The 12,518-nt window shown below is 36.9% G+C and carries 8 protein-coding genes and 1 tRNA gene; 3 read left to right on the top strand and 6 right to left on the bottom strand.

What is annotated here, in order from left to right; translation table 11 throughout:
* Window positions 1-218: 218 nt before the first annotated feature.
* Entirely contained in the window at window positions 219-2,366 is a 2,148-nt protein-coding gene (locus QE390_RS15340; RefSeq protein WP_307142787.1) for a hypothetical protein, read from the bottom strand.
* A gap of 273 nt (window positions 2,367-2,639) precedes the next feature.
* On the opposite strand from QE390_RS15340, the gene QE390_RS15335 reads away from it, so the two are divergent.
* On the top strand, window positions 2,640-3,023 hold the full coding sequence (locus QE390_RS15335; RefSeq protein WP_307143553.1) for a DUF3738 domain-containing protein: 384 nt from the start codon (window positions 2,640-2,642) through the stop codon (window positions 3,021-3,023).
* A gap of 66 nt (window positions 3,024-3,089) precedes the next feature.
* Here the strand turns inward: QE390_RS15335 and QE390_RS15330 are convergent.
* Window positions 3,090-3,162: transfer RNA gene (locus QE390_RS15330), tRNA-Thr, on the bottom strand.
* Between the two features lie 414 nt (window positions 3,163-3,576).
* Between QE390_RS15330 and QE390_RS15325 the strand changes: the two genes are divergently transcribed.
* Both QE390_RS15325 and QE390_RS15320 read left to right on the top strand, forming a co-directional pair.
* On the top strand, window positions 3,577-3,828 hold the full coding sequence (locus tag QE390_RS15325) for a hypothetical protein (protein ID WP_307142786.1): 252 nt from the start codon (window positions 3,577-3,579) through the stop codon (window positions 3,826-3,828).
* A gap of 510 nt (window positions 3,829-4,338) precedes the next feature.
* Window positions 4,339-5,697 carry a tyrosine-type recombinase/integrase gene (locus tag QE390_RS15320; protein ID WP_307142785.1) on the top strand — a complete coding sequence of 453 codons (1,359 nt, stop codon included), beginning with the start codon at window positions 4,339-4,341 and terminating at the stop codon, window positions 5,695-5,697.
* Between the two features lie 44 nt (window positions 5,698-5,741).
* Here QE390_RS15320 and QE390_RS15315 read toward each other — a convergent pair whose 3' ends face one another.
* The 4 genes from QE390_RS15315 to QE390_RS15300 form a co-directional block, all read right to left on the bottom strand.
* A complete protein-coding gene (locus tag QE390_RS15315; RefSeq protein ID WP_307142784.1) occupies window positions 5,742-7,994 on the bottom strand; it encodes a Z1 domain-containing protein in 2,253 nt (750 codons plus the stop codon).
* Window positions 7,995-8,000: 6 nt separating this feature from the next.
* The gene (locus tag QE390_RS15310) at window positions 8,001-9,533 is read right to left on the bottom strand and encodes an ATP-binding protein (protein WP_307142783.1); all 1,533 of its coding nucleotides are present in this window, start codon (window positions 9,531-9,533) and stop codon (window positions 8,001-8,003) included.
* A gap of 12 nt (window positions 9,534-9,545) precedes the next feature.
* Complete coding sequence (locus QE390_RS15305) at window positions 9,546-10,850, bottom strand: DNA cytosine methyltransferase (protein ID WP_307142782.1); 1,305 nt, start codon at window positions 10,848-10,850, stop codon at window positions 9,546-9,548.
* A 267-nt stretch (window positions 10,851-11,117) separates the two neighbouring features.
* Window positions 11,118-12,428 carry a hypothetical protein gene (locus QE390_RS15300; RefSeq protein ID WP_307142781.1) on the bottom strand — a complete coding sequence of 437 codons (1,311 nt, stop codon included), beginning with the start codon at window positions 12,426-12,428 and terminating at the stop codon, window positions 11,118-11,120.
* Between the last annotated feature and the right edge of the window lie 90 nt (window positions 12,429-12,518).

The following is a 12,518-nucleotide window of genomic DNA, read 5'->3' as shown; positions in this document are numbered from 1 at the left end:
ACAATCCTCTTCAATAAGAAGTATAGTAGAGACGAAAAGTGGATTTTGTAGCGATGAAGGGAGAAATGGGGACTTTCTCCTGTCCATCCTCCGACGTTAGTTAGGCTCAAGTAAAACGCCGCTTTGGCAAAACATCTTTTTACAACAGTTATTAAGAACGTTTCGCTAAATCTCATCAACGAGAGGGGCTTGCTTTAGAAAGCAAGCCCCTCTAAACGTTAATATTTAATTTCTACCATTACCCCTTCCGAAAAATTCTCGAATTTTAATAACAGCGTATGCGTTGCTTCGTCCCAGTTTTGTTCAAAAGGTAAGGCCTTCTTCTGATGCAGAACCGTAATCGTCTGCGGTTTTTTCGGCAGACTTATCCGCATGACGTTATTCGTTTGCGAAGGGCTTTTTGTCAGGAAACTGATATATTTCGAACCTACTTTAAAATCATACACTCGGGAAGCCGCCGCTAATACCTGAGGCTTTTTCGAAATTCCCTTCAATCGATACACAAAAGCCTGCTGATCGGGCTGAACTACTTTAGAAGCCAGCACTGGCAAACTTGGATCGTATAAGTCAATCACTGGCCCAGGAATGGTTAAGGGCGTTTTATCCGGATGCTCATCCATCACCGCCGCCAGCGTATACGACCCCCGGTCAAGCTGATAGGAGTTTTTAAACCTCAGCGTTCCCGCCTTTGCATCGCCTTCGTAGGCTTGCTGAATCTGCTGGATAAAAGCCTCATCCCGCCCCGGCTGCATGGCCAGCTCCTTCGGGTCCGTTTTGGTTATAAAAACTTTCCCTTTACCATAAGTATACGAAGCGTCATTCGTCGTTACGGGTACATCCATGAGTTTTAACAGGTGTTCGAGGGGTGTTTTATACTGGTTATCACCCGTATTCCACCATTCCCGCACGTGTTGAAAGGCATCCGTATCCCGTCCATAATATACCAGTACGCCTCCCCCTTTTACCCACTCCGCCAGCTTTTCGTGCACACTTGCCGCAAAAGGTTTCATGTTGGCGTATGACATAATGAGTACTTTCGTGCCTTGCAAAGCTTCAGGGTAACTCAGGTTTTCCATGTGTACCAGATCAACCGGAATGCCACGTTTAAAGAGCGGTAAAGCCATGCCGTAAAAATTCGATAGCTGTGGATCTTCATACCCCTGATGCGTCGGAAATCGCTGGAACATCATGGAGTTACCCAACAACACCGAGACCCCCTGACTACCCGTTACTTTATTCGTCGAAGCAGGCATATCATTGAGCGAGTTAATCATCACCTGCATTTGCGTGGCATAAGCCGGAGAAATGGACTGCGGCTCGGGGTTATCTCCCACCTGATACTTTCCTAGGTAAATCCGGTGTGGCCAGGGCATGACCTCAAAATGATCCACACTGGGGAACATTAATTCAGCCGTAAAAGTCGCTTCGTAATTCCGCTTGTAATCTTCCCAACTACGGGTGCCATCTTCGATGGGGTCGGTCAGGAAATATACCGTTTTCTTCGTCGGTGCCGTCATGGATAATACGGAGCTGTATTCCAGAAAAGCATTCTCAAAAACCCGCTCCTTTTTGACACCATTAAAATAGTTTGGCACCCGCGACGTGCCCGTCCAGACCTGAGCGATATAGCCATCCATTCCCGGCAAACTCGCCAGACTCGCCTCGGGACTCACAATTTGCCAAGCCGAATAATTCAGCAGCGAATGCGTGGGTACGTAACATTTGATACGCGTGCCTTTGCTCTCGCTGTATTCTTTCGCGTAGAGGAACACTTGCTGAAGAGCCCGGTAATACAGATGATATTTCAGTTTGGAAGACAGATACGTCGCCTCGGGTGATTCATGCTGGGCCTGCCAAGGCGTTTGGTAATACGCCTGCCATTCCTTCTTGAAAGAAGGGCTATACCCACCCTGAGCCCAAAATTCAGGTTCTTCCAGATACAAAGCCGAGACGCCCTGGTCAATCGCTTTTTTGACCTGAGCTTTCAGGTAACTGATATAAGACTCGGTAGGTACGATATAAGGCACATCCACACCGTGTAAAATGGGTTTCCCCTCGCGATCCGTCTGTACATCGTCTTCGTGAGTTTTACCGTCGAATGTTCCGTGGAAATAGTCCTGATAATTACCCCAGGATACTCCCGTCATGAATTGCAGATTATAGCCCTTCTCCCGCCAGGACTGTGCCCGGTAGTTAAAGGTACTATCCATGGTATAAAGCATAGCAATGTCCGAACGTATATCATAAGCAGCACTCCAGGGGCGGTCAATCTGCATAGACGTTTTCTCTGGCAATTGCTTCTGAGCCAGTACTGAAGACGCAAAGGGTAATAAAAACAGAGGGATATAGACTTTTCTCAAACACATGGTAATCAGGGACATTTTGTATGAAAGAACTCGCAAATAAATCACCATTGCAGCATAAAATACAGAATCCCTAATGCGAAGTACTTAAATTACTAAAGGTTCTTTTTATAGTACACAATTATTGTATTATATCCTTTCTGAAGAATAAATTTTTAAAATATCAATAAACTACAAAATAATATTCCAAATCGAATGGTTTGGAATTTACTATTCCAAAGGAAGCCTCTCCGTTCCAAATGTGTAGAATAGCTTAGTAGTAATCAGTTTCTAGCTATATGGTACCGGATTTATCTGACTGATAATGAAAGATTACCAATCCATGCTGAATTGCAACTAAATACCGTATCCGTTTATCTGCTAGTCAGACGCAAAGATAAAACTGCTCTTCCTTCTTCAAATAAACCGTACTCTATGAGTTATAGGGGCAGAGGACTCCAATCCACCGGAGTTCCCGTCGAAGTTTTACCAAATTATACTGAAATAACACTCAGACGTCCCGTATGGGATGAGACCGACTACTTTAACCAATATGATTTGAATCTGGAACTACGCCTGGAAGACAAACAGCAAAGCTTACTGGAAGGACTTCAAAAATTAGGTCTGACACTTGTCGAAAGCAAAAGACCCATTGAATACCTTATTTTAAGCTCTAAGTAAATAAATGGATAAGAAAAGTATAAAACAAAAGGTTACGAATGACTTCGTAACCTTTTGTTAACTAAGAGCCCCCTATCGGGATCGAACCAATGACCTACTGATTACAAGTCAGTTGCTCTACCAGCTGAGCTAAGGAGGCCTTTCTTTGTTTGACGAAAGCTTATTCGCTCAAACGGGATGCAAAAATAGGCAGGATAAATGCATTTGTCAAGGGTTAGGGATAAATAAATTAGAATATTTATTAGTTATACTTTTTAATTATCTCATTGTCAGAATAGTACTGAGGTCTCTAGTACAAGAATTAATAACTTCTAATCAGGTCCCTTCCGAGAAGATAATTATGGGAGTTGTTCTGCCTTCAACCTGTCATCCAGAGCGAAGCGAAGGAACTTACTTGCCATTCCCATTAGCTCTTGATTAGAAAAGATTGCCCCAAGCTCAATCAAGAGCGTTCAGTGAGTGAGTGCAAAAATCTTTCTCAATCGGCTCTAGTTAAGCTTTTAGACGTATACCCTTCCAGTATAAATCAAATAAGTCAGTGGAAATGCAGACCATGAACGCAGACTTGGCGTTAAAGATGGCTAAGATATTTGGCGTAACAGTTGAGTTTTTATTAACAGGCGAAAATCAAAACACAATCAACGGAAATATTACTGAAAAGAACATTGAATATAAAGACAATTACATTAAGACACTTGAAGAAAAAGCGAAGCTGTACGAGGAAAATGCCAGCCTAGTAAAGCAGCTTTTAGAAATTGAACGACAAGAGAGAAAGATAGCTCAGGAGAAATCCGAAAAACTTTGATCCGCGATCTTTTCCTGAGCTATGACCGAGCATTGATAAAGCCTGGTAATCTGGAAAATTAGGAAGGCTTTACAAGACCCTGATACATTTATCAGGGTCTTATGTTTAGATATAGTACCGTTTACTCAATTTCCATTGGTAAATACATTTAATTTTTCGAGCCTTTGTATTTTTTATTTCTATATGTTAAAAGGACAACGTATATAATGTAGGTGAGCAGCAACAAAAAAAGGCTTACGAATTAATTCGTAAGCCTTTGATTTTCAGCGTGATCCCAGCAGGACTCGAACCTGCAACCTACTGCTTAGAAGGCGTACGGCTTGACTTAGTATCTATTAGTATGTATCAGTATCGCTCGGAACAAATAGTTAAAACAATACTGATAACCAGTCAATTACGACATTGACAAAGTAAACAAATCAGTATCTATCAGTATTTAAAAGTATTAATATTCTTAAATTGTGGGCGAGTTTGTGGGCGAGTTGCCCAATTTTTGACTCGCCCACAAAAATGAATACGAATCAAGCCTCTTATAAAATCTCCTACGACAAAACCGACGATCCGAAGCTGGTTTCAGTTAAAATCCGAGTATCCTTTCAAAGGGATCGCCGCCGTTATTCTTTGCCTCTAAAGCATCCCCTGATTATATCAGATACTGACTTTGATAAGCTGGTTAAATACCACGAGTCCGAAAACCGGAGGACCTCAGAGGATATTAAAAAGACGTATCAACTCATCAAGCCTTTTCTGGATAAAGCTCAACAGATCATTGATAATTTGGAAGAGTTCTCGTTTCCAGAATTCAAACACTTGTTCTACTCCGAGAAAAAGGACGAGGAGCCGGCGGCTGGAGTAATTGAAGCCCTAGTGAGGTCCGCAGCTCTTTTAGATAAGAATGACCAGGTAGGTAATGCGGATCTACGCCGGAATACCGCAACTTCCATCGAACGTTTCCTGGCTAGTCTTGGCAAGGAGCAGTTAAAGGCTCTCTATAATAAGGATGTCAAAGTTGGAGCTTTGCCTCTGTTGGAGTTTAAACACATTACTCCCCTATTTCTGGAGATGTACGAAGCCTGGATGCTAAAGGAGGGTAAAGCACCCAAGAAGGCCGGAGGCAGAAGTGAACCTGCTTCCATATCAACCATTGGTATTTACGTTCGTCAGCTGAGGACCATGTTCAACTCAGCCATTCAGGACAAACGCGTTTCGAGTGACCTTTATCCTTTTGGCAAAAAGGGCTACACCGTGCCGGCAGCAGTTAACGTTAAAAAGGCACTTAGCAAAGAAGACGTCTTAAAGATCGTAAAGTTTGAGTGTGAAGATAATGAGCCCTTCCAGCAGCGTAGCCGGGATTTATGGGTACTCTCCTATTTAAGTAATGGAATGAATCTGGCTGATATCTGCTCGCTCCGGTGCAGAGATATTGATGTCAAACGCTCAACGATTCAATTTATCCGCCGGAAGACTGCACGTAATAAAAAGGGTAATCAACAAAAGATCGTGGCCAACCTCTTTTCGGAAAGTCTTGAAATACTGAATCGCTGGGGTAACTTAAAAGGCTCTCCTGATAGCTATATATTCCCTTTTCTGGATGATATGATGACGGAACGCCGAAAGAAGGATGTCATCAAGCAAATTATTAAAGTAACAAATAAGCACGTAGGCCTTATTGCTGCTACGCTGGGTATTGCTGATAAAGTACGTACCTATGAGGCTAGACACTCCTTTGCAACAATCCTTTTGAAGTCTGGAGCCAATCTGGTATTCATTCAGGATAGCCTAGGACACTCTGATCTAAAAACCACACAGAACTACTTTGGTAGCTTTGGCAATGAAGAGTCAAAGGAAATTTTGAAATCTTTATTATAAAAGAAAACCTCTCCAGCGTAGAGAGGCTTATATAATTATTAAAACTAAATATGATTAGTTGGTTGTTGTACAAGATCCACTTGCATGCTGCTTGGTAATTGAATGGCTAAAGTAGGCACATTATCATAATTGATACTTCTACTTCTAAGGTTGAGAAGATGAATTTGAATGTTTATATCATCTGGTTTAGCAATTTCTCGAGCCCCTGGATAACCTGTAGCCTCATTTCTACCTTGGAAAAGCTCCCTAATTCCTCTTTTTACATCAAAGCTCCGAATACTAGGATTCCAATCATTAATTGACGTAGTAGACATCAAATATAAATTACAATTTAAATTATCTTGAATTTCGGATTGATTTGTTAGTAGACTTCTTATTATTGTATATTTTGCTGAATCTGACGCATTAGTAAATTTCAAATGATTAAGTAATAATTCAAGTACTTCTTTTACTGGAATTCGCATTATAAGGTTTTTTTGGTCTTGTGTACGTCTACTATCTCCATCATCAATTACAAAATCTTGTTCTCTTTCTCTTAAAAATCTAATTAGAGTTTGATAATTATGAGATATGAGCGTATCAGTATCGTGCGGCCATTTGATATCAAACCATTTTCCAGATCTAAAAATTTGTCTGATAACGTCATTATAGAGAACATTTCGACGTGTTAAATTAAGCATCAAACTCAATACTGATTCACGTCCCCATCTGTCTAAATGTTTATCATTTATATTATGCTCAGTCAACCTGCTACGAACATCTTCTTCATGAACAACAATTTGACGATACGCGTTGACAACATCCTCTGGTAGAAACAATCTACAATATTTAAGATAAGATCTCTTATAACCAAAAAAACGAGCTCTTTGTAAAATTGTATCAACATTACCTGTACCTAAATTTCTAGGCATATAAGTAACTGTTAAGCCTTCAACAGTAAATCCACGATCAAGTGCTTGTCCACCAATTAGAATAAAAGAATACCTATCAGACCAATGTATATTTGGCGTTTTACCAGAGCTAGCATTAACTTCAATTCTAGCAGTATATCTAATTGCTCTATCAATAAAATTACCGGAAACTAAATCATCAAATGGTGTCAAGTCATTAACAATATTACTCATCTCACGATGAATTCTACCAAAATCTTGGAGAAATTCTTCTTGATCAGAAGTGCCATTGTCGTCTAAAATTCTTATCCAACTATTAATTGTATCATTAACCCAATTTGTATACTCACGCTGCTCACCAGTTGTCCGAGAAGGATGAATCATCATAGTTCTATTATTACCACGATCTAGGTGTCTACTAAACCCATCAGCTACACCTATAAAAAATATCCTTAAGGCTTTTAATAAAGATTCTGGTATTGAAGTTAATTCATTTTCATCACTAACTATATCACTAGCAGGGATTATTTCAATAAGTTCAGGATTATCAACGAAATACGTTTTACCTCCAGTGTAATCAGACCCTGGGGTAAGCATTTTTATAAAGTTAGGTGATAACCTATCAAGAATATTAATAAAAAGAGGGGCCTGAGGTGTTGCAGTATACTGAAGAAATGTATGATGAGGTAGAAGCGATCTTATATCGGTAATACACTTATATATAGTACTAGGTTGCGCCCCGATAATTTCAACTCCCTCACGTGCAGCGGTAGCAGAATTTGTATTTAAGCTAGCTTGGTCTCCTTCATCATCTATAATTATAGTTGCTGTACTAGTTAAATCTAACCTTTGTAAGATTGAACCAAGATTTTTAAGATGACTAGCATTTTTCATAACAGTTACCAGAACCGTCTGACAATCCTTACGAGGGAATTTGTGATCATTCCATTGCTTAAGACCAGAGTTGATCCTATCAAAATCATCTTCATTTTTAGGGTTTTCTATTAGTATCCACTTCCTTTCATCGCTTGGTATTTTTAAGTCTGCTTTAAGGCGATCTGTAGTTTGTTGAATCAAGTTTTTAGAAATACCTGCGATGACTATAATAAGTTGATATTCATTATCTCTAGCCATAGCGGTAAGAGCTGTAAAAGAAAGAGTCTTACCACTTTGAACGTATCCAATAACTAAACCAGTCTCACTGAACTTAGTTTGCGAAGGCTGCCCGCATAGAGATAGTATATTGAAGGTTTCTGTGATAATCTGCTCACCAACAAGTGTTGGAGTATTAGAATCTGCCATCAAGTTGCCATTTTTATTCTTAGCATTTAGCAATCCTAATACTTCAACTTCATGACTTAAGGGTTCCCATTTTTGAAAATCAGGTGAAATAAATTCATTCTCCATAATAACTTACGATTGAGGTGTTAATAATCTTTTAATTAATTGATTAAAGTTTCTTCTTATTTCACCTTGATTGGTAGCATTGACACTCCTTGCGATAGTTTCAGATAAACCCAAAGCTGCAACGACTCTAAGCATAGGCTCTAGCCTAGATTTATCTATACCTATAAATTGCTGCATGAATGGATGAGCAAGTGAAAGTCTAATTCCAACTCTTCTAATTTTGTTATTCCTTTCTGTATCAGGACTTATAAGATGATCTCCAACTTCGTAGAAATTTACAATTGAAGGATCATAAGAAAGTTCAATATTGATTTCCCAACTTGAATCATTGAAGTCTACTATTAAAGTCCTATTATTAGACTTATCAGTGTATACTAATTCAGAAACAGTTTCTGTAACTTTTGGCAAGTTTCTTATATTACCAATAACATCTTTAGCATTCCTACTTATTTCCCCAATTGTAGATTTTAAAACATATTCTGCAGTCTGCCTAATTTCAGATTCAGTTGCCTTAGCTCTAAAGTTATCTGCTTGTTCTAAAAAGTTTTGTATATCATTTTCAAGCAATTCTAGAAATATTTGCATATTCTCATCAGCTTGGAAACCTCGTTTACTAAAGCTGACCTCAAAACCGTCCAAGTGTAACTCACCTATTATTCGTTGATATCTAAAGCTATTAGGGTTTTTGAATATATTAACAGGTCTAAAAGTTTGGTCATAACTACCTAGAATAACTCTACCTCTTCGAAATAAAGCAAAACCTGCTTCAGTAGTTGAACCTTTTTTCAATATACCTACAAACCCATGAACTCTTAAGTTTTTATCAATATCAAAATCTATATCCTTTCGCCATAACATAGATTTTCCGTTTATATCATTGTGTTTGGGAGCAGTTAATAAAATAGGTTCGGTATATGTAAGTACTTCTTTATTAAATTTTAGAATTATGATTTCCTTGCGTATAAATTCTCTATAAATACTAGCTAAATGGTTTTTTATTTTTTTAATAGTTTGGGATACAGGCATTCTATTAACTTCAGTTAATTCTATTATAGTATAGTGATTATCTGCTGGAACTTTTTGGGTTAAAACTTCTAGTTCTTCTATTTTATCATGGAAAATTTTTCCCATATCAAAAACTACAGTTTTTTCAGTTGTTTCTCCCAAAGCACTAGTTTTAACTGACCACTGATCGGAATACCAGCATGCTGCTGACTTCATACCCATACCAAACTCTGACAAACCAGAAGCATCTGGTGGTCTTTCAGCAGGTTTAAAGGCTCTTTGATAGTTAGCTTCATCTATGCCCGCTGCATTATCTTTAATTCTAATTATACTATCATTGATATTTATTTCAATAGAAACTACAAATTTAAAGTCCTCTCCTTCTCTTTCCTTAATTCGCTTTTCATTCTTAATAAAACTATCTATTGAATTATCAACAAATTCAGCTATTGCGTACCAATGATCATATTCAATATGTTTTAAGATACCTAGCATAGCAACACCAGGCTTTATATCGATTTTGTCATTCATCATATTTATTTATTATTAGCATTCAGTTAACTGCAAATTATTATTCATAACATGATGCTCGAATGGTATTAAGTCTTCGGCGATCCTTTTCACTATGTGAGCATTTACAGCATTACCTAAAGCTCTAAAACATGCGGCGTCATTATCGGGTAAAATAATTCCATCTAAGGCTTGTAGCCGTGCTCCTTCTCTGCGAGTTATATATCTATTTTGCCAACCAATGATTGGCACTTGAGTGTGAGTACATACTAAGGAAGGGAAAAAATCAGGTTTTTTAACTCTTAATCCTGAAGCTCTAAATTGTATAATATTTTTAAAAATATTACGTTCAGAATATTCCCCTACATTCCACTCTAATTTTTGCCAACTTTGAGAATTATATTTTGATAATTCTTTTACATGATCCTCAATATAATTCTTGTTGTCTTTATAAAAATCACGACTCTTTCGTATATATGTTTTTTTCCAGCTAGGAAAATCCTTTACATCTCTTGAATAACTCGGAAGATTTTTCAATTGATCTTCTTTGGATAACCCTTCCAAACTTATGCCAAAATTTCCTTTATATTCCCCTAATTCATCACTTCTAAGTTTTGCGGGCGAGAACTCTTCAAACGGGTAGTCAGCACCAAATTCCATACCCCAAAGTGGAGAAATTAACTTGCTGCTTAAAGGAAGAGCATCAATCAAATTCTGCCATATTTTTAAACATTCGAATTCCTCATAAGGGACAATTCGACTATCTTCAGGATTATCTTCAATAAAATTTTCAACCCCTACATTTGTGTTAAAATCATCAAACCATTTAAAATTATCCAAGCCTAATCTACTACCGACTATAAAAATTCGTTCTCTATGTTGAGGAATACCTAGCTGGTGTGGCGAGTACACTTTATGATCAACTTGATACCCTTCGTTTTCTAATTGTATCTTCATTTCAACCCATGTCTCTTCATTTTTATGTTTTGCCAAGTAGGCTACATTTTCAAGAATAAAATAAGAAGGTTTACGGAAGTTCAATATTTTGATAATTTCATCGAAAAGCGTCCCTCTCTCTTTATCTTCTTTTCCTTCCTGTTTACCAGCTTTTGAAAAAGGCTGGCAAGGGAATCCTGCACATAAAATATCATGTTCTGGTATCTGATCTATACTATCATTAACAATTTTTCGTATATCGCCATGTGGTACAATATCCCAGTTTCGGAAGTATATTTTTTGTAAATTCAGATTTATTTCACTTGCGTATACACACTCATGCCCTAAATCAGACAAGGCTTTATGAAACCCTCCTAACCCAGCAAACAAATCAATAAATCTCATATTTTAATGCGATGAATAGTAAAAAAATAATAAAAATTTTATCTTCTGAGCTTACAAAATGGTAGTAAGGGGAAGTGAAACTCAATCTTAAATATTGATATATCAAATATAATACTAAAACAAAACCTATTGCACAATCCTCTAAATACCGGATATATGATATTTCAATTCCGTTCTTAGTAATTTCTATCTTTCCAATATGATCGTTCGTAACTATAATAGGTTAATTATAAATAATCCATATCATTCAGCAACTAATTAAATCAATCACTTGGCTAACACGAAAGCAGCCAGATAGGCTAGATGTATCAATCCTATTACATAGATAGTGTATATCATCAATGCTATCCACGGGTATCTGCGATAGTCGACCCTGGCGTGTTCAACTTTCCAACTAAAGAATACCATTGCAGTATAGAAGAACACCACCTTGAATCTTTCAAGGGCACTATCCGCACATTCTTTTATAACTGTTTCGGGATCATGATCTGAGTTTGGAGAGTAGGCTCGAAATACTTTCTTATAGCCAATGAAGAAAATTACCAGTGAAGCTATAAAAGCGTATATGATGTTTTGCAAAATATTACTTCGCTTATAACCGTAACCCCACCAATAGTCCTGAAACCAAACTATAGAATCATCGAAAATACCATACTTGTGCCTAATTTTGAATATTTGGTACTGGGTGTCAAATTCTTCCACGCTTTCATCCATACCTAGATCTCGACAAGTTCTAAGTACTTTCTCATAAACTGTCAACATATCTTCGTAAGAATAAGTACTATCTTCTCCTATAATAAAACTTTTACTATCAACAATTACATTACTGGCGTTTAGCGGATCTAGAAAAATCTTACATTTTTCATAACTATTTAAATTACTATGTCTTATTGAATCTAATTTATTTTTCGTAAGATCAATTTTATATACGTCAGATTTAAATCTATTACTTCTAAAATAAAAGGTTTCAGGTAATTGACAATTAGCAATTCTTAAATCACTATTAAAATCATTATTTACCAAAAAGAAAGCATTCCCAAGAACTGCATCGAAAAAAAAAGAATTATTCACAAATTTATTTCTATCTACTATGAGGAATCTAAAAGTATTCCCAGAATAAAAGAATCGATTATTGAAAGTAGAAACATTAATTTCTAAATTTTTTATTTTGGATTTGGCAATTTGAACATTATTCATGAATCTTGAATGATGTACATAAAATCCATTTGCTTCTAAATTAAATATCGCATTTTGATTTACAGAAATATTATCAATTTTGATAGATTCAGGTGAATAGCATCGAATATCTAGTTGTTTTATGCGGAAATACTTCATTGTAAATCCTTTATCGAATCGAGTATAGATTATTATCACTCCAACACTATCAGGCAAGAATCCTATGCTATAATGTTTTAAAAATTTCCTATTCAGAAAATGAATATCACTACTTTCTCTATTTTTGGAATCATAAAATGTAGATATGCTATCCGTATAATATGAATTTTCAATTAACTCTTCTATCTGAGCGAAAGTAATATTAGGGATAAATACGAATAATAAAATCAGTATAATCCTCATTCCTAAGTATATTTTAATGAGTTATTTTTCAGTTTTTGCTTATCAGCACAATTACTATTCATAATAATCCCCCTATTGCTCCTGGCTCAT

It is taken from the genome of Siphonobacter sp. SORGH_AS_1065 (assembly GCF_030818595.1).
GTDB lineage: Bacteria > Bacteroidota > Bacteroidia > Cytophagales > Spirosomataceae > Siphonobacter.
This window is presented reverse-complemented; position numbering and strand designations above follow the sequence as displayed.

Bases quoted from the DNA above. Each gene is read 5' to 3' on its own strand.
- QE390_RS15340 (WP_307142787.1), bottom strand. From the start codon at position 2,366: ATGTGTTTGAGAAAAGTCTATATCCCTCTGTTTTTATTACCCTTTGCG.
- QE390_RS15325 (WP_307142786.1), top strand. From the start codon at position 3,577: ATGAACGCAGACTTGGCGTTAAAGATGGCTAAGATATTTGGCGTAACA.
- QE390_RS15320 (WP_307142785.1), top strand. From the start codon at position 4,339: ATGAATACGAATCAAGCCTCTTATAAAATCTCCTACGACAAAACCGAC.
- QE390_RS15315 (WP_307142784.1), bottom strand. From the start codon at position 7,994: ATGGAGAATGAATTTATTTCACCTGATTTTCAAAAATGGGAACCCTTA.
- QE390_RS15310 (WP_307142783.1), bottom strand. From the start codon at position 9,533: ATGATGAATGACAAAATCGATATAAAGCCTGGTGTTGCTATGCTAGGT.
- QE390_RS15305 (WP_307142782.1), bottom strand. From the start codon at position 10,850: ATGAGATTTATTGATTTGTTTGCTGGGTTAGGAGGGTTTCATAAAGCC.
- QE390_RS15300 (WP_307142781.1), bottom strand. From the start codon at position 12,428: ATGAGGATTATACTGATTTTATTATTCGTATTTATCCCTAATATTACT.